This window comes from Nitrobacter sp. JJSN, from assembly GCF_051912485.1.
In the GTDB taxonomy this organism is placed as follows: domain Bacteria; phylum Pseudomonadota; class Alphaproteobacteria; order Rhizobiales; family Xanthobacteraceae; genus Nitrobacter.
In genome coordinates this window covers 3683096-3700299 of record NZ_CP196822.1, presented here as the reverse complement: position 1 = coordinate 3700299, position 17204 = coordinate 3683096, and the positions used below count along the sequence as shown (strand labels likewise).

Genomic DNA, 17204 nt, shown 5'->3' with positions numbered 1-17204 from the left:
GGGCCCCATGAGCATGGCAGCGATCGAACGCCTCCTTCCCATCGTCGATCATCTTCCGCCGTCAATCCGCGACGCGCTCGGGCGGCGCTTGCGCGAACTGACCGGGCTCGGCCTGATCGGTTTGTCCGGCGCCACAGCGGCTGCGCTGATGACGTGGTCGGTGCAGGATCCGAGCCTCAGCCACGCGACCTCGCGCGCGATCCACAACATGCTGGGCTATCCCGGTGCGATCGGCGCCGATCTCCTGATGCAGATTCTCGGCCTCGGCGCGATCATGCTGATCCTGCCCATGGCGATCCGGGGCTGGCGCATGCTGACCCATCGTCCCTTCGATCACGCGGCCACGCGTCTCGCCTGCTGGATTCTCTGCACCGCAGCCGCCGCCGGCTTCGCCAGTTGCTGGCCGCATAACGGCGCATGGCCGCTGCCGACGGGACTGGGCGGCGTGGTCGGCGATGCGCTGGTGCGAGCGCCTGCGATACTGTTCGGCCCGGCGAGCGTGCTGCAGCGAATCGTGTTCGGCGCGATTTTCCTCCTCGTCATGGCCGCGACATTCCTTTGGGCCAGCGGAATGCGATCACGCCCCGCCGAACCGTCGCTCGAGATCGACGACGACGACGCGCCGTTCGACGACGGCAGCGATCACGCCTCGGTCTCGCTGGGTTGGGCGGTTCACGCGCTGATGAGCGCGAAGGCGCGATTCAAGCGCCTCAGGCTCGGGGCACTTGTTGCGCTGGCCTACAAGTCGCTGGTGTCGAGCGCGCCGCAGAAATCGGCGGCGCTGGCGTATGGACGTCAGGAGCCGAACCTCGGCGGCGGGTCGGGTCCGTCCCTGGTGCCGGCTCGCGGCGACATCGACGACGAATACGAGGAGGAAGACGACGAGGACGAGGATGAGCCGGCGGTCCGCGCGCCGCGCCGGAAGGCTGCTTCGCGCGCGCCCACAAAAAAAGCCGGCAAGTTCGATCTGCCGTCGGTGAACGTTTTGACTGCGCCACGCGCCGCCGATCGCCAGCCGCTCAGCAAGGCCGAACTGGAAGCCAATTCGCGCGCGCTCGAAGGCGTGCTTGGCGACTTTGGCGTGCGCGGCGAAATCGTGAAAGCCAATCCCGGACCGGTGGTGACGCTGTACGAACTGGAGCCCGCGCCCGGCATCAAGTCGTCGCGTGTCATCGGCCTCGCCGACGACATCGCGCGTTCCATGAGCGCCTTGTCGGCGCGTGTCGCGGTGGTCGCCGGCCGCAACGCCATCGGCATCGAGCTGCCGAACGCGCATCGCGAAAAGGTTTACTTGCGCGAATTGCTTACCGCGAAGGATGCGGGCGAGTCCGTCGCCAAGCTGCCGCTGTGCCTCGGCAAGACCATCGGCGGCGATCCCGTCATCATCGACCTCGCGCGCACGCCCCACATGTTGATCGCCGGCACCACGGGCTCGGGCAAGTCCGTCGCCATCAACACCATGATCCTCAGCCTGGTCTACCGGCTGCGGCCCGACCAGTGCCGTCTCATCATGGTCGATCCGAAGATGCTCGAACTCTCCGTCTATGACGGCATCCCGCATCTGCTGACGCCGGTCGTGACCGATCCGAAGAAGGCCGTCGTCGCGCTGAAGTGGGCCGTGCGCGAGATGGAAGAACGCTACAAGAAGATGTCCAAGCTCGGCGTGCGCAACATCGACGGCTACAACCAGCGCCTGGTCGAAGCCCGCGCCAAGGGCGAAGACCTGACGCGCACGGTGCATACCGGCTTCGACAAGGAAACCGGCAAGGCGATCTACGAGAACGAGAAGCTCGACCTCGAGCCGCTACCGTTCATCGTTATCATCGTGGACGAAATGGCCGACCTGATGATGGTCGCCGGCAAGGACATCGAGGGCGCGGTGCAGCGGCTGGCGCAGATGGCGCGCGCCGCCGGTCTCCACGTGATCCTCGCAACGCAGCGACCGTCGGTCGACGTCATCACCGGTACCATCAAGGCCAACTTCCCGACCCGCATTTCCTTCCAGGTCACATCGAAAATCGACAGCCGCACCATCTTGGGCGAAATGGGCGCAGAGCAACTGCTCGGCCAGGGCGACATGCTCTACATGGCGGGCGGCGGCCGCATCTCGCGCGTGCACGGACCTTTTGTGTCAGACGAGGAGGTCGAGAAGGTGGTGCGCCACCTCAAAACGCAAGGTCAGCCGGAATATCTCGAGGCGGTCACAGCAGAAGAGCCGACCGACGAGGACGGCGCGGTGTTCGACGGCACGAGCATGGGCAGCGACGGCGGCGGCGATCTGTTCTCGCAGGCGGTGGCGATCGTGAAGCGCGACCGCAAGGCCTCGACCAGCTACATCCAGCGCCGCCTCCAGATAGGATACAACCGCGCCGCTTCGCTAATGGAGCGCATGGAACTCGAGGGCATCGTCGGGCAGGCGAATCACGCAGGAAAGCGCGAAATCCTGATCGAGGAAGAAGAAGGCCACTTCTGACGCATGACCGGCATGATGGGTGATCCCGCTTTCGGAGTCGCGAAATCGCCACAGCATCGCGCTAGCGCCGGCGTCATCCGCCGGACCTCGCCCGGAAAAAGCGATATCCGCGGCGGAGCAAAGCGCCTAGAGCGCGATCAGCAAAAGTGGATTCCGGTTTTGCGTCCGATCGCGCTCTCAAATATTGAGAATGCGCATGATCTTTTAGCCAAACCGCTCACACTTTGGCGGATCATGCGCTAGAAAGCACATCTCGGGCGGACAGGACGAGACATTGAGCAGACACGTAACACATTCATCCGCGGCCGGTCGTCCGATCCGCAGTCGCGCGCGCGCCGGCGGGGTCTGGCTCGCTGCAGCGCTGACCGCGGGTCTTTTAATTCCACCCGCCCTCGCGCAGGCCGTTCCGATCCCGCGACCAGCCCCGAAGGCCCGCGACGGCGCACCAGCAGCGAAACTCGTGGAAACCATCGAACCGCAGGTCACGGGATCCACGCAACCGCCCGACCCGATTATTCCTGACCGACGCCGCAACGTACCGGCAAATTTTTTTGCAACCTTCAGCGCGGATCAGAAGGCGGCGGCGGCACGAGTCAGCGGCTATCTGTCATCGCTGCGGACGCTTGCCGGAAATTTCGTGCAGGTCGGGCCCGACGGCAGCCGTTCGACCGGCGAATTCTACATCCAAAAGCCGGGCAAGGTGCGGTTCGAATACGACGCTCCGTCGCCGATCGCGATGATTTCCGACGGCTCCTCGCTCGTCGTTCGCGATACCAAGCTCGCGACCCAGGATCTCTATCCGCTGTCGCAGACGCCGCTGCGCTATCTGCTATCGGACCGCATCGACCTGATGAAAGACACCAACGTTGTCAGCGTGACATCGGACGATCTCTACATCAGCGTCACCATCGAGGAGAAGCAGGCGCTGGTCGGCACCTCCCGCCTCATGCTGATGGTCGGCGTCAAGGACGGCAAGCTCAAGCAGTGGACGGTGACCGATCCGCAAGGGTACGACACCACGGTGGCGATCTACAATCTGAACTCCACGGCGAAGCTCGATCCCGCTCTGTTCAAGATCGACTACACCAAATATCCGACGTCGAACAATTGAGGCACGCCATAGCGTTTTCGAGCGAAGCGGGCACCGGTTCGCGTGAAGAAGCGCGTCAAATCAAAATCTTAAAAGTCCTCTTCCCTTCCCTCTCCCCTTGTGGGAGAGGGAAAGACCCTCGCCAGTACCGGCAACCCTCATGCAGATCACACTCACGACCTGGAATATCAATTCGGTGCGGCTGCGCATCGATCTCGTTGCAAAGTTTCTGAAAGCGCAACGGCCGGACGTGCTGTGCCTGCAGGAAACCAAATGCCCCGATGACGCCTTTCCGCTGAAACGCTTCCGTCGGCTGGGCTACGAGCACGTCGCGCTCAACGGGCAGAAGGGATATCACGGGGTCGCGGTGGTCTCGAAGCTGCCGTTCGACGCCAGCAACATCCGCACATTCTGCGACAAGATTGATTCGCGCCATGTCACTGTGACGTTCGGCGGCCAGGCGGGTTTCGCCGCGCCGCTTGTGCTGCATAATTTTTATGTGCCGGCGGGCGGCGACATTCCCGATCCCGCGCTCAATCCGAAGTTCGCCCACAAGCTGCAATTCCTCGACGAGATGAAAGCCTGCGTACCGTTGCATGCTCGCGACGGCGACCGGCATGTGCTGGTCGGCGACCTCAATGTCGCACCGCATGAGAATGACGTCTGGTCGCACAAGCAGCTTCTGAAGATCGTCTCGCACACGCCGGTCGAATGCGAGAAGCTGCTCGGCATGCAGAGCCACGGCAACTGGATCGACATCGCTCGCGAGCGGATTCCGATGTCGGAGAAAGTCTATACGTGGTGGAGCTACCGCGCCGCTGACTGGGTTGCCGCTAATCGCGGCCGCAGGCTCGACCACATCTGGGTCTCGGAGGCGCTGCGCGGCGGAATTCGGGACTTCCGCATCACCCGCGACGCTCGCGGCTGGAACCGTCCGTCCGATCATGTGCCGGTAACGGCGGTGATCGAGGTGTAGCCTCGACCGGTTGGGACACGCAACAGAGCCCGCAACTAGCTGCTCAGCTTCGCCGATGCCATCAGGATATCGCTGGTCGTCTGCCGGGTGCGGTTGGCGAGTTCGTCGCGAAGGCGGCGGGCGGCGGCTGGATCGCTGTCCAGCACGCGCAGGAACAGGGTGCGCGGAATGCGGATCAGCATCGAGTATTCCAGTGCGGTCGCCGTGGCCGGTCGTGACATCGGAACGATCAAGGCCAGTTCGCCGATCAGTGTACCGCGCTCGGCGATGACTTCCTGCTCACTGCCGTCCTTGACATGAATGCGAAAGCCGCCTTGCTGAACGACGTATCCCGCGTCCGCCTCGTCGCCGGCGCGAAACAGAATCGAGCCGCGGGCGAACTGCTGTTGTTCGGCGCTGATGGCCAGCACGCGCAACGCCTCTGCGCCCAGCAGGCGCAGGGTCGGAACGCGCTCAAGCAGCGCAACGTCATCGTCGATCGACATGCAAGACCAGTTCGGCGATCCATCCGGGGGACCGTCCAAAAGCTGTTTTGACGAGAGCTGATACGAATCGTCAACCCAAAAGTATCACGGCACCAGCTTGTAGCCACCGGCTTCCGTTACCAGAATCTCCGGATTGGCGGCGTCTTTCTCGATCTTCTGGCGCAACCGGTAGATGTGGGTTTCCAGCGTGTGGGTGGTGACGCCGGAGTTGTAGCCCCACACCTCCTGCAGCAGTGTCTCGCGCGACACCGGCATCTGCCCGGCCCGGTACAGGAAGCGCAGGATCGCGGTCTCCTTCTCGGTCAGCCGTACCTTCTTGGCATTGGCGGTCGTGAGCATTTTGGAGCCGGGCCGGAAACTGTAGGGCCCGACCGAAAACACCGCGTCCTCGCTGGCCTCGTGCTGACGCAACTGCGCGCGGATGCGCGCCAGCAGCACCGCGAAGCGAAACGGCTTGGCTATATAATCATTGGCGCCTGATTCAAGACCGAGAATCGTGTCCGAATCGGTGTCGTGACCGGTGAGCATGATGATCGGCGCCTTGAAGCCGCCCTTGCGCAAGCTGCGCACCACTTCGCGCCCGTCGGTATCGGGCAGGCCAACGTCCATCAGCACCAGATCCGGAGAATGGGCTTTGGCGGCGCTGGCGCCCTTCGCGCCGGTATCAACGGCGGAGGCCTCGAATTCCTCATGCAGCGACAGTTGCTCGATCAGGGTGTCGCGCAGGTCGGTATCGTCGTCCACGATCAGGATTTTGCGGGCGTTGGCCATCAATGCGATCCTCCTGGCGGCGGGAACAGCCGGCGGCAACGCCAGCCACCTTCATAAAGTCGTGTGGGTCATGATTCGTCCGGACGTATGAACTTGAAGCGATTCACGATCCGAATGGAGTCTACTCCAGAACCGGCGGGAATTTGGATGAATGTTCCTGTAATGACGTGCAGGACCGATGGTTCGGCCGAGAGAGAAGGTAGGGACCTCCTCATTCCATCCAAAGCTTAGGTTTTTCAATGCCTTGCCTGACACATTCCCGTGATCACCCGCTCGCGGCGATCCATGTCCGAGCCGCGGCCGGCCGGCCCGAGCGGGGCTGGCTGATCGTGGAGGGGCGGCCAATCTCTGTCGCACTTGGCCGCGGCGGCATCCGGGCCAACAAACGCGAGGGCGATGGCGGCACCCCAAAGGGGACTTTCCGGCCCATCCGGCTGTGGTGGCGCCCTGACCGGCACGCGAGGCCGCGGACGTTTCTGCCGGTGCGCCCCATCACGCCCACTGACGCCTGGTGTGAAGATCCGGCCGACCGGCACTACAACCGGCCGATCCGGCTGACGCGCAGCGCGACCGGCGACCGACTGACGCGCGACGATCATCTCTACGATTTCATCATCGAGCTCGATCACAACACCCGCCCCCGCATCGCAGGGCGCGGCAGCGCGGTGTTTCTGCATCTGGCGCGCGACAACTTCGGCCCGACCGCCGGATGCGTGGCGATGACGCGGTCGGCGATGCTGCGGTTGTTGGCGCGGATCGGACCGCACACGAAAATTGTGATCGGGCGAAGTTGAAGAGCGATGAGCTTTCTTGCTTCTCCCCTTGCGGGAGAAGGAGAAAGATCACCGCGTCCCGAAAATCGCCGAGCCGACCCGCACATGGGTCGCGCCCAGGGCGATAGCGACGGCGAAGTCCGCGCTCATGCCCATCGACAGCTGTGTCAGCCCGTTGCGCTTCGCGATTTTCGCGGTGAGCGCGAAATGCGGCGCCGGCGCATCGTCCGCCGGCGGGATGCACATCAGCCCAGAGATCGCGAGGCCATAGGTGTCGCGGCATCGCGCAACGAAGTCGTCGGCATCCGACGGCGCGACACCGGCCTTCTGCGGCTCCTCCCCGGTGTTGATCTGCACGAACAGATCCGGCCGCCGGTTCTGCCTCGCGATTTCTTTTCCCAATGCTTCGCAGATGCTCGGGCGGTCAACCGAATGGATGGCATCAAATAAAGCGACGGCCTCCTTCGCCTTGTTGGATTGCAGCGGCCCGATTAGATGCAGCGCGATGCCGGGATGCGCGGCCATCAGCTCGGGCCACTTGCGCTGGGCCTCCTGCACGCGATTTTCTCCGAAAACCAGCTGCCCCGCTGCAATCACCGGCGTGATCGCATCGGCATCGAAAGTTTTCGACACCGCCACCAGCGTCACCGAGGACCGCTCGCGCCGCGCATCCCGGCAGGCACGGACGATGTCGGCCTCAACCAAAGCGAGCCCACTTGGTGAGGGAGCTCTTTCGGGTGCTGCGGTTCCAGTGGTCATCCGATTCATCACGCCCGCGATTTCCGCCGATTATTCCAACTTTATCTATTTCAAGAAAGTCTTCTTGAATCGTTGGCTCTACGGTTCGCACCGTGGTCAGCGGACTGTGAATGTCACGGATTAACTTCAACCGCAAACGAGCCAAACTCAAGGCTGTCATGGGTATTCGCGCCCGGCTCGTGCTGCTGGCGCTGATCCTGGTGGTACCTTTGATGGTCGAGCGCGTCCGCTCGCTGGAAGCCAGGCGTGGCAGAACGATTGCCGAAATCAACCTCGAGTTCGAGAAGCTTGCACAGCGCACCGTCGAGGCGCAGCGCGAGGTGATCTTATCGGTCGAGGCGATCCTGAAATCGGGCGCGCAAATCTATCTGTCGGGTGCACGGCTTGGCGATGCCTGCGGCCTGATGCGTGCTAGTCTGCCGACGAATCTTCCGTGGATCAGAAGCGTTTTGATTCTCGACCCCAACGGGCGTGTCGCCTGCACCAGCTTCGACAACATGGATATCTCAATCTCGGCGATCGAGATTATTTCAAGCGCGCGAAGGCCGAGCGCAAGCTTGTGATCAGCGATTACATCGTCAACCGGGTCTCGAAGCTGCCGACCGCAGTGGCGGCGTATCCGGTCTCGCCGACGGACAGCAGCAACGGCAGCGTCATCATCGCCGGCCTCAATCTCGGGTGGATGTCGAAGATCATGGAGAGCCTCGGCGGCAGGCCGGGCGTATCAGCGGTTCTCATCGACAGCGCCGGAACGGTTCTGGCGGCCCCTTCCGATCAGGCCAGCATGATCGGCAATCCGATCGAAGACCTCAGCCTGCTGTCGACAATCGAGAAATCAGGCGGCGTATCGAAGAGCAGCACCGGCAGATTTCATTTCACCGCCGCGAACGGCAAGGGCCGCCTGATTTCCTTCAGCCGCGTTCCCGGAACGAATTCCAGCCTTATCGTCAGCATCGACGAAGCCACGGCGTCCGCGGCGATCAATCGCGGGATTCGGACGGCCTATGTCCAGCTCGGCTTTGTCGCCTTCCTTGTTCTGCTCGGCGCGCTGATCGCCGCGGAACGGCTGATCGTCCAGCCCATCGGCCTGATGACAGCCGCGGCCAGACGATTCGGACGGGGCGACCACGACACGCGGGTCGCGCAATCTCAGTTGCTCGCCGAATTCGTTCCGCTGGCGCGGGCGTTCAACACCATGGCAGCGCAACTCGGCAAGCGCGAGCGCGAACTGCTCGCCGCCAACGACCGTCTGACCGTGATGGCCTCGATCGATATGTTGTCGGGTCTCGCCAATCGCCGCGGTTTCCAGAGCCGACTCGATTTCGAATGGTTCAAGGCGCTGCAGACCGGCGAACAATTGTCGCTGCTGATGATCGACGTCGATCACTTCAAGCTGTTCAACGATACCTACGGTCATCTCGAAGGCGACACCTGTCTCAGCCGAGTGGGCGAGATTTTGGCGCGAATCGCGAACCAGACCAAAGGTTTCGCGGCACGCTATGGTGGCGAGGAATTCTCCTTGTTACTGCCCAACACCGACGCAGCCACCGCTATGACCGTTGGCGAAACGGTGCGTGCCGCCGTCCAGGCGCTCGCGCTGCCCCATGCCACCTCCAGCCATCAGACCGTCACCGTCAGCGTCGGCATCGCCTGCACATCGCCAAACGAGACCCAGCATCCGATGGATATGATCGAGGCGGCCGATGCGGCGCTGTATGCCGCCAAGCGTCGCGGCCGCAACGCGGTCGTCGAGCATGGTTTCGTCAGGGCTGCCGACGCTGAAGCCGATACGGCTGCGATCAAACTGGCGGGCTAGATCACGATGATTTTGGATCGAATCGATCCAAAATCATGAACGTGATCAATTCCAATATTTTGAGAAGCGGGATGCGGGCGGAAAACCGCTACACACTTTTCCTCATCCCGCTCTAGCCGCCCCTACCCCCGCGCCGGAATCGCGAGGCCGCGCTGCACCGCCGGCCGCGCCAGGCCCCGCTCCAGCCAGGCCGCGACATGGCGGAAGCGGTCGAACTCGACGAGCTCGCGCGCACCATAAAATCCGATCAGGTTGCGCACCCAACCGAGCATCGAGATATCCGCGATGGTGTACTCGTCGCCCGCAATCCAGCGATGGGTCGCCAAATGGGTATCCATCACCCCGAGCAGCCGCTTCGATTCCGCCACGTAGCGGTCGCGCGGCCGTTTGTCCTCGAAATCCTTGCCGGCGAACTTATGGAAGAATCCGACCTGCCCGAACATCGGCCCGACGCCGCCCATCTGGAAGTGCAGCCACTGGATGGCCTGCCAGCGCTGCGCCGGGTCGGTCGCGAGGAACTGGCCGGTCTTCTCGGCGAGATATTGCAGAATCGCGCCCGACTCGAACAAGGCGAGCGGCTTGCCGCCGGGGCCATTGGGATCGAGGATCGCCGGAATCTTGCCGTTGGGATTGAGCCAAAGGAATTCAGGACTCTTCTGTTCGTCCTTGCCGAAATCGACCAGATGCGGTTCGTAAGGTAGCCCGGTTTCCTCCAGCATGATCGACACCTTCACCCCGTTGGGCGTCGGCACCGAATAAAGCTGCAGCCGGTGGGGATCTCTGGCCGGCCAGCGGCGGGTGATCGGATAAACGGAGAGGTGGGCCATTGAATCACTCCCGAAGCGCACCTCCCGCTTACACCGCAAAACCACACCGCTTGCAAACCGCGACGTCTCGGACGCCGACCCGTTGACCCCCGGTCCGCTTTCATGGCCTAGTCCCGCCATCTTACAGAAAATGCTGCGATTCCATGACCTCAGAACGTTACAACGCCCGTGACGCCGAACCGCGCTGGCAAGCCGAGTGGGACAGGCAGGCGATCTTCGCGACCAAGAACGACGACCCGCGCGAAAAATACTACGTGCTGGAAATGTTCCCCTACCCGTCCGGGCGCATCCACATCGGCCACGTCCGCAACTACACTCTCGGCGACGTGATCGCGCGCTACATGCGCGCCAAAGGCTACAACGTGCTGCACCCGATGGGCTGGGACGCCTTCGGTCTGCCCGCCGAGAACGCCGCGATCGAGCGCAAGGTCGCGCCTAAGGCGTGGACCTACGACAACATCAAGGCCATGAAGAAGCAGCTCCGGTCGATCGGGCTCTCGCTCGACTGGGATAGGGAATTCGCGACCTGCGATCCGTCCTATTACAAACACCAGCAGAAGATGTTTCTGGACTTCCTGCGCGCCGGTCTCGCCGAACGCGAGAAGCGCAAGATCAACTGGGATCCGGTCGACATGACCGTGCTCGCCAACGAACAGGTGATCGACGGGCGCGGCTGGCGCTCCGGCGCCGTGGTCGAGCAGCGCGAGATGAACCAGTGGGTCTTCAAGATCACGAAGTATTCGCAGGAATTGCTGGACGCGCTCGACACGCTGGATCGCTGGCCCGACAAGGTGCGGCTGATGCAGCGCAACTGGATCGGCCGCAGCGAGGGCCTGCTGCTGCGATTCACGCTCGACCCGGCGACGACGCCAAACGGTGAGAGCGAGCTGAAGATTTTCACCACGCGCCCCGATACCTTGTTCGGCGCGAGGTTCATGGCGATCGCGCCGGATCACCCGCTGGCGCAAACGGCAGCGAAGGACAACCCCGCGCTCGCCGACTTTATCGCCGAATGCAAGCGGCGCGGCACCGCGCAGGCTGAGATCGACACCGCGGAGAAGATGGGTTTCGACACCGGCATCCGCGCCGTTCATCCGTTCGACCCGGACTGGAAACTGCCGGTCTATGTCGCCAACTTCATCCTGATGGAATACGGCACCGGCGCCATCTTCGGCTGTCCGGCGCACGACCAGCGCGACCTCGACTTCGTCAACAAGTACGGGCTCGGCAACACGCCAGTGGTCTGCCCCGAAGGACAGGATCCTGCGAGCTTCATCATCACCGATACCGCCTATGATGGCGACGGCCGCATGATCAATTCGCGCTTCCTCGACGGCATGACCGCTGAGGCGGCGAAGGAAGAAGTCGCGAAGCGACTGGAAAGCGAGATGCGCGGCAACATGCCGGTCGGCGAGCGCAAGGTGAATTTCCGCCTGCGCGACTGGGGCATTTCGCGTCAGCGCTACTGGGGTTGTCCGATCCCGGTGATCCATTGCCCCAAATGCGATGTCGTTCCGGTGCCAGACCAGGATCTGCCGGTGACGCTGCCAGACGATGTGACGTTCGACAAACCCGGCAACGCGCTCGACCATCATCCGACATGGAAGCACGTCACCTGTCCGCGGTGCGGCGGCAAGGCCCAGCGCGAAACCGACACGATGGATACCTTCGTCGACTCGTCGTGGTACTTCGCGCGTTTCACCGATCCGTGGAACGAAAAGGCGCCGACCACGCCCGCAATTGCCAACCGCATGATGCCGGTCGATCAGTACATCGGCGGCGTCGAGCACGCGATCCTGCATCTGCTTTATTCGCGCTTCTTCACACGCGCGATGAAGGCCACCGGCCACCTCAGTATGGACGAGCCGTTCAGGGGCATGTTCACGCAAGGCATGGTGGTGCATGAGACATACCGCAAGGCCGACGGTGGCTGGGCCTCACCCGACGAGATCGGGATCGAGGTTGTCGGCAACGGCCGCCGCGCCACGCTGCTTTCAACCGGCGAACCGGTCGAGATCGGCGCCGTCGAGAAGATGTCGAAGTCAAAGCGCAACACCGTCGACCCCGACGACATCATCGGCAGCTACGGCGCCGATACCGCGCGCTGGTTCATGTTGTCGGATTCGCCGCCGGACCGTGACGTGATCTGGAGCGAGGAAGGCGTGCAGGGCGCGGCGCGCTTCATGCAGCGGCTGTGGCGGCTGGTCAACGAATCGGCCGAGGCCGGCAAGGCCGCGCCGCCAGACAAGCCGGCGGCATTCGGCACTGATGCACTGGCGCTGCGCAAGGCGGCCCATGGCGCGCTCGACAAGGTGTCCACCGGTATAGAGCGGCTGCATTTCAACGTCTGCCTCGCCAACATCCGCGAGTTCGCCAACGCGCTGGCCGAGGCTCTCTCCCGCTCCGCATCCGACTTTGCGTCAGACTTGTCACCGGATTTGGCCTGGAGCCTGCGCGAGGCGGCCACCGTCCTGGTTCAGTTGTTCAGCCCGATGATGCCGCATCTGGCCGAGGAATGCTGGCAGGCGCTCGGGCGGAGCGGTCTGGTCTCGGAAGCCCGCTGGCCACAAATCGAGCGCGATTTGCTGGTTGAAGACACCGTAACGCTGCCGGTGCAGGTCAACGGCAAGAAGCGGGGCGAGGTGACGGTGGCAAGCGGCGCGTCGAATCCGGAAATTGAGACTGCCGTTTTGGCGCTCGATGCGGTAAGACAGGTCCTGGGCGGCAAGCCGGCCCGAAAGATCATCATCGTTCCGCAGAGGATCGTGAATGTGGTGGGGTAGGTTGTCGGCTCGACCGGCTCGATCATGGGTTAGTCCGCGCATCGCAGCCCGGCTCAGCATCGTTGCCGTGCTGACGGCGCTGACGGCCGGCTGCTTCCATCCGATGTACGCCGAACACGCCGACGGCAGCCCGGCCCTTCGCGACAAGCTGATGGGCGTAGAGCTGCTGCCGATCGACAAACCCAACGCGTCCCGCGATGCCCGGATCGGGGTCGAAATTCGCAACGCGCTCGCATTCAAGCTTTACGGCGGCGCTACCGGCGCACCACCGACGCACCAGCTCAGGATCCGCTTCACCACCAGCCGCTCGTCGCTGATGCTCGATCCCAACACCGCGCTGCCCTCCAACGAGAACTACGGCATCAATGCGAGCTACCAGCTGATCGAGGTCGCAACCGGAAAAACCGTTCTGACCGCAGACACCTTCGCCCGCACCTCCTATGACATGCCCGGCCAGCTCCAGCGTTTCGCGCGTGCTCGCGCGTTCCGCGATGCGGAGGATCGCGCTGCGCAGGAAATCGCCGACAACATCAACACGCGGTTGGCGTCGTTCTTCTACGCCGGCACCTGATCGCCCGGCGGATGGTCGCGCTGCGCGGAAAAGACATCGACAGCTTTCTCGCCCGGCCTGATCCGGCTCGCCCGATCATTCTACTTTACGGCCCTGACGCCGGTCTGGTGCGCGAACGTGCCGACGCCCTGATGGCTTCGGCCGTCGACGATCCCGACGATCCGTTTTCGCTGGTGCGGCTTGACGGCGACGATCTCGCCACTGAGCCGTCGCGTCTCGTCGATGAGGCCATGACGGTGCCGCTGTTCGGCGGTCGACGTGCCGTCCGCGTCAAGGCCGGGGCGCGCAGTTTTGCCAGCGGGGTCGATGCGCTGGCGGACTCTGCGATCAAGGATTGCCGGATCGTGATCGAGGCTGGCGAGCTGCGACCCGAAGCGCCGCTGCGCAAGACCTGCGAGCGCGCGAAGAATGCGGTGGCGATCGCCTGCTATCCCGACACCGAACGCGATCTCGCACGCCTGATCGACGACGAATTGCGCGCCTCCAATCTGAAGATTGCACCCGACGCTCGCGCAACGCTGACGTCACTGCTCGGCGGCGACCGTCAGGCCTCGCGCAACGAACTGCGCAAGATCGCGCTCTATGCGCATGGACAGCACGAGATCACGCTGGACGACGTGATCGCCGTCGTCTCCGACGCGTCCGACTTCAAGCTCGATCCGATCGTCGACGCCGCGTTCGCTGGACAGCCAGCCGTGGTCGAGACCGAATTCGCCAAGGCCATGGTCGCCGGCACCTATCCGGGCCTCGTCATCTCGGCCGCGCAGCGCCAGATCGCCGCTTTGCACAAGGCGGCGCTTCTGATGGGGGACGGCGCCTCGGCCTCATCGGCGGCCGAGGGCGGATTTCCGCGACTGCATTTTTCGCGCAAGGCAGCGGTGGAAACGGCGTTGCGCAGTTTCAGCGCCGCGCGGCTGGTTCAGGTGATGGATCAGCTTGCGGTCGCCGCGCTCGAGGCACGTAAGCAGTCATCGCTGGCGCCCGTGATCGCGCAGCGCGCGCTGATGTCGATCGCGGTGAATGCAAGGAGAAGGGGATGACGCGAAGCACGAAAGCCTCTCTCCCTCGCCCCGCTCTTGCGGGGGCAGGTTAAGACTCCTTCGAATCCAGTCTTTTCAAAATCTCGTCAAGCTGATCGAGGTCGCGATAGCGGATCTGCACGACGCCGCCGGGATTCTTGTGCTCCACCGTCACTGCGAGTCCAAGCGCATCGCTGACGCGCTTTTCCAGCGCAAGCGTATCCGGGTCCTTCTGCACCTTGTCCCCGCGCGCCTTCTGCGGCTTGCGCTCCGGCACGCCCTCCTCGTGCGCGAGCGCCTCGGCCTGCCGCACGTTGAGACCTTCAGCGACGATGCGTTTCGCCGCCGTGGAAGGATCGGGCACACCGATCAGCGCACGCGCATGGCCAGCCGACAACTCGCCGGAGGCGATCAGCGCTTGCACATCATCAGGCAGTTTCGTCAGCCGCATCATGTTGGCGACATGACTGCGGCTCTTGCCGACGGTCTTGGCGATGTCGTCCTGGGTGCGTTTGAACTCATTAGCAAGCGCGTGATATCCCTGCGCCTCTTCCATCGCGTTGAGATCTTCGCGCTGCACGTTCTCGATGATCGCGATCTCGAGCGCGACGTTGTCGCTGACGTCGACCGGAACGATCGGGACGTCATGCAGCCCCGCCAACTGCGCCGCACGCCAGCGGCGTTCGCCGGCGATGATCTCGTAGCGATCCTGCGCGCCCTTCACCGGGCGCACCACGATCGGCTGGATCACGCCGTGCTGTTTGATGGAGTCGGACAACTCGCCAAGCTCGACATCGGAAAACGCGCGGCGCGGATTGCGCGGATTGGGCTTCAGGAACTCGATCGGCACCTTGCGCTGCGCGCGCGCACGCTCGACGTGGGCGGCCTCGCCGCCGACGTCACCGATCAGACTTGCAAGACCGCGGCCCAGTCGCGAACGCGCTTCGTCGGCCATCGCCAGCTCCCTTGGATTCACGCAGCATACTCCGGATTAAACAATCGAAATTGACGATCTTGGATCGCCTATGTTGGTCATTGCGAGGAGCTCTTGCGCCGAAGCAATCCAGTTTTCTCTTTGGCTTCTGGATTGCTTCGCTGCGCGCGCAATGACCGGTGATGTCAGCGCCTTTTCCCTAATGCGTGGTGCGCAGTTCGCGCTCGCGCTGGATCACCTCGGTCGCGAGTTTCAGATAGGCTTCGCTGCCGCTGCATTTGAGATCGTAGACCAGCACTGGCTTGCCGTAGGACGGCGCTTCCGAAATTCGCACGTTGCGCGGGATCATGGTGTCGTAGACTTTTGATCCCATGAACTGGCGTACGTCGGCAACGACCTGGTTCGACAGGTTGTTGCGCGAGTCGAACATGGTCAGCACGATGCCGTGAATCGACAGATTCGGATTGAGCGTGGTGCGCACCTGCTCGACCGTCTGCAGGAGCTGTGACAGGCCTTCGAGCGCGAAAAACTCACATTGCAGCGGCACCAGGATCGCGTCCGACGCCGCCATCGCGTTGACGGTGAGAAGGTTGAGCGACGGCGGACAGTCGATCAGCACATAAGTGTAATCGGCGTTGTCGGCCACGTTGCCGTTGAGCGCGGCGATCGCATCGCGCAGGCGGAAGGCGCGATCCTTCGTCATGCCGAGCTCGAGCTCCAGACCGGAGAGGTCCATTGTCGATGCTGCGATGTGCAGACGCGGCACCGCGGTCGGCACCACGGCGTCACGCAGCGGCGCTTCACCGATCAGCACATCGTAGGTGGAGACGTTGCGATCGCGGCGGTCAATGCCGAGACCGGTTGAAGCGTTGCCTTGCGGATCGAGATCGACGATCAGGACGCTTTCACCGATCGCGGCCAGCGCCGTGCCGAGGTTGATCGCGGTCGTAGTCTTGCCGACCCCGCCCTTCTGATTGGCCAGCGAAATGATCCGGGGATTGCGGGCGGTGGACCCGCTATCGCTATCATATTGATAAATCTCATCAATTACCGTCATGCGCGAGGCCATGCTTCTTTGTCGGAGGACGGTCGCGTCGCTCGATGCGATCGAGTTCGACGATCCAGCCTTGTCCGCCGGTGCGGCTGGAATGAATGCGAGGCTCAATATTCCAATATTTAGTAGCTTCCGTCAATTCAGCTTCTACATCTTGACCCTTGAGAAACATCGCCTTAGCGCCCTGCTCAACGAGAGGTTCTGCAAAGCCGAGCAGCATTTGTAGAGGTGCCAGCGCGCGCGCGGTCACGCAATCGACCCGGCTCTCCAATCTGTCCACATAATCCCCAATATCCCTCAGGTGAATGACACCCGGCGCCGCGGTAACCCGGATAGCCTCACGAAGAAATGCGGCCTTCTTGGCGTTGCGCTCGACCAGATCGACCCGCGCGCCTTCGACGCCAGCGAGAGCGCAGGCCAGCACGACCCCGGGAAAGCCGCCGCCGCTGCCGAAGTCGGCCCAGAGTTTTGCCTGCGGCGCCAGCGCAAGAAGCTGGAGCGAATCCGCAATATGGCGCGTCCAGAGCTGCGGCAGCGTCGAAGGCGCGACAAGGTTGGTCTTGGTCTGCCATTGGACCAGCAGATCGACGTAGGCGTCCAGCCGCGCCTCGGTTTCACGCGAGACGGGCGTCAACGCCAGCGCCGCCGCCTTGTCCGCAGCGGAAAGAGGTGATCGAGCCTGTTGAGGTCTTGGCATGGCGTCAGCGCAGCATACGGGACCGCGTGATTCCCGGCCATATCTGTTTGCAATCGGCCACGCGCTTTTGAAATGATCGGCCATTGGCCGACAAGCCCGGCCGGGGCGTCGCCCCCTATGCCTGCTCCTAACCGACTAGCGATCCGGCCACGGCTTTTTGACAACGGGGATTGCCG

14 protein-coding genes and 1 pseudogene are annotated in these 17204 nt (G+C 63.1%); 8 read left to right on the top strand and 7 right to left on the bottom strand.

Annotated features, from left to right (window positions below):
* The first annotated feature begins 7 nt into the window (after positions 1-7).
* The 3 genes from ACSZOQ_RS18000 to ACSZOQ_RS17990 all read left to right on the top strand — a co-directional run bounded on the left by ACSZOQ_RS18000 (position 8) and on the right by ACSZOQ_RS17990 (position 4539).
* Positions 8-2473, top strand: coding sequence for a DNA translocase FtsK (locus tag ACSZOQ_RS18000; protein ID WP_439923765.1), 2466 nt, complete (start codon positions 8-10; stop codon positions 2471-2473).
* Positions 2474-2834: 361 nt separating this feature from the next.
* Positions 2835-3584, top strand: coding sequence for an outer membrane lipoprotein carrier protein LolA (locus ACSZOQ_RS17995; protein ID WP_439926126.1), 750 nt, complete (start codon positions 2835-2837; stop codon positions 3582-3584).
* Between the two features lie 139 nt (positions 3585-3723).
* Positions 3724-4539 (top strand): exodeoxyribonuclease III, encoded by an 816-nt coding sequence (locus ACSZOQ_RS17990; protein ID WP_439923764.1) that lies wholly within the window; start codon positions 3724-3726, stop codon positions 4537-4539.
* 35 nt (positions 4540-4574) lie between these two features.
* On the opposite strand, the gene ACSZOQ_RS17985 is transcribed toward ACSZOQ_RS17990, so the two are convergent.
* The gene (locus ACSZOQ_RS17985) at positions 4575-5024 is read right to left on the bottom strand and encodes a cyclic nucleotide-binding domain-containing protein (RefSeq protein WP_439923763.1); all 450 of its coding nucleotides are present in this window, start codon (positions 5022-5024) and stop codon (positions 4575-4577) included.
* 84 nt (positions 5025-5108) lie between these two features.
* The gene (locus ACSZOQ_RS17980; protein WP_439923761.1) at positions 5109-5795 is read right to left on the bottom strand and encodes a response regulator transcription factor; all 687 of its coding nucleotides are present in this window, start codon (positions 5793-5795) and stop codon (positions 5109-5111) included.
* Positions 5796-6034: 239 nt separating this feature from the next.
* Here ACSZOQ_RS17980 and ACSZOQ_RS17975 point away from each other — a divergent pair, with 239 nt between their 5' ends.
* A complete protein-coding gene (locus ACSZOQ_RS17975) occupies positions 6035-6589 on the top strand; it encodes a L,D-transpeptidase family protein (protein WP_439923760.1) in 555 nt (184 codons plus the stop codon).
* Between the two features lie 48 nt (positions 6590-6637).
* On the opposite strand, the gene ACSZOQ_RS17970 is transcribed toward ACSZOQ_RS17975, so the two are convergent.
* Entirely contained in the window at positions 6638-7327 is a 690-nt protein-coding gene (locus ACSZOQ_RS17970) for a YggS family pyridoxal phosphate-dependent enzyme (RefSeq protein ID WP_439923759.1), read from the bottom strand.
* A gap of 110 nt (positions 7328-7437) precedes the next feature.
* On the opposite strand from ACSZOQ_RS17970, the pseudogene ACSZOQ_RS17965 reads away from it, so the two are divergent.
* Positions 7438-9143 (top strand): annotated as a pseudogene (locus tag ACSZOQ_RS17965) (diguanylate cyclase domain-containing protein).
* Between the two features lie 122 nt (positions 9144-9265).
* On the opposite strand, the gene ACSZOQ_RS17960 reads toward ACSZOQ_RS17965, so the two are convergent.
* Positions 9266-9970 carry a glutathione S-transferase N-terminal domain-containing protein gene (locus tag ACSZOQ_RS17960; RefSeq protein ID WP_439923758.1) on the bottom strand — a complete coding sequence of 235 codons (705 nt, stop codon included), beginning with the start codon at positions 9968-9970 and terminating at the stop codon, positions 9266-9268.
* Between the two features lie 143 nt (positions 9971-10113).
* On the opposite strand from ACSZOQ_RS17960, the gene leuS reads away from it, so the two are divergent.
* The 3 genes from leuS to holA are packed head-to-tail and all read left to right on the top strand — an operon-like array spanning position 10114 to position 14364.
* Positions 10114-12753: a leucine--tRNA ligase gene (gene leuS / locus ACSZOQ_RS17955; RefSeq protein WP_439923757.1), complete on the top strand. Its 2640-nt coding sequence runs from the start codon at positions 10114-10116 to the stop codon at positions 12751-12753.
* Complete coding sequence (lptE, locus tag ACSZOQ_RS17950; protein WP_439923756.1) at positions 12740-13324, top strand: LPS assembly lipoprotein LptE; 585 nt, start codon at positions 12740-12742, stop codon at positions 13322-13324. The genes leuS and lptE overlap by 14 nt, the downstream gene beginning before the upstream one ends.
* 11 nt (positions 13325-13335) lie before the next feature.
* Positions 13336-14364, top strand: coding sequence for a DNA polymerase III subunit delta (gene holA / locus ACSZOQ_RS17945; RefSeq protein ID WP_439923755.1), 1029 nt, complete (start codon positions 13336-13338; stop codon positions 14362-14364).
* 49 nt (positions 14365-14413) lie between these two features.
* Here holA and ACSZOQ_RS17940 read toward each other — a convergent pair whose 3' ends face one another.
* The 3 genes from ACSZOQ_RS17940 to rsmG form a co-directional block, all read right to left on the bottom strand.
* Entirely contained in the window at positions 14414-15298 is an 885-nt protein-coding gene (locus tag ACSZOQ_RS17940) for a ParB/RepB/Spo0J family partition protein (RefSeq protein WP_439923754.1), read from the bottom strand.
* Between the two features lie 178 nt (positions 15299-15476).
* On the bottom strand, positions 15477-16334 hold the full coding sequence (locus ACSZOQ_RS17935; RefSeq protein WP_439923753.1) for a ParA family protein: 858 nt from the start codon (positions 16332-16334) through the stop codon (positions 15477-15479).
* Positions 16321-17028 (bottom strand): 16S rRNA (guanine(527)-N(7))-methyltransferase RsmG, encoded by a 708-nt coding sequence (gene rsmG / locus ACSZOQ_RS17930; protein WP_439923752.1) that lies wholly within the window; start codon positions 17026-17028, stop codon positions 16321-16323. Before rsmG ends, ACSZOQ_RS17935 begins: the two co-directional genes overlap by 14 nt.
* Positions 17029-17204: the final 176 nt, after the last annotated feature.

What these genes read in the sequence shown, in the direction of transcription:
- ACSZOQ_RS17970 (WP_439923759.1), bottom strand. Translation starts at nt 7,327, where the DNA reads ATGACCACTGGAACCGCAGCACCCGAAAGAGCTCCCTCACCAAGTGGG.
- ACSZOQ_RS17985 (WP_439923763.1), bottom strand. Translation starts at nt 5,024, where the DNA reads ATGTCGATCGACGATGACGTTGCGCTGCTTGAGCGCGTTCCGACCCTG.
- ACSZOQ_RS18000 (WP_439923765.1), top strand. Translation starts at nt 8, where the DNA reads ATGAGCATGGCAGCGATCGAACGCCTCCTTCCCATCGTCGATCATCTT.
- ACSZOQ_RS17940 (WP_439923754.1), bottom strand. Translation starts at nt 15,298, where the DNA reads ATGGCCGACGAAGCGCGTTCGCGACTGGGCCGCGGTCTTGCAAGTCTG.
- ACSZOQ_RS17975 (WP_439923760.1), top strand. Translation starts at nt 6,035, where the DNA reads ATGCCTTGCCTGACACATTCCCGTGATCACCCGCTCGCGGCGATCCAT.
- leuS (WP_439923757.1), top strand. Translation starts at nt 10,114, where the DNA reads ATGACCTCAGAACGTTACAACGCCCGTGACGCCGAACCGCGCTGGCAA.
- rsmG (WP_439923752.1), bottom strand. Translation starts at nt 17,028, where the DNA reads ATGCCAAGACCTCAACAGGCTCGATCACCTCTTTCCGCTGCGGACAAG.
- ACSZOQ_RS17980 (WP_439923761.1), bottom strand. Translation starts at nt 5,795, where the DNA reads ATGGCCAACGCCCGCAAAATCCTGATCGTGGACGACGATACCGACCTG.
- ACSZOQ_RS17935 (WP_439923753.1), bottom strand. Translation starts at nt 16,334, where the DNA reads ATGACGGTAATTGATGAGATTTATCAATATGATAGCGATAGCGGGTCC.
- ACSZOQ_RS17960 (WP_439923758.1), bottom strand. Translation starts at nt 9,970, where the DNA reads ATGGCCCACCTCTCCGTTTATCCGATCACCCGCCGCTGGCCGGCCAGA.
- lptE (WP_439923756.1), top strand. Translation starts at nt 12,740, where the DNA reads ATGTGGTGGGGTAGGTTGTCGGCTCGACCGGCTCGATCATGGGTTAGT.
- holA (WP_439923755.1), top strand. Translation starts at nt 13,336, where the DNA reads ATGGTCGCGCTGCGCGGAAAAGACATCGACAGCTTTCTCGCCCGGCCT.
- ACSZOQ_RS17990 (WP_439923764.1), top strand. Translation starts at nt 3,724, where the DNA reads ATGCAGATCACACTCACGACCTGGAATATCAATTCGGTGCGGCTGCGC.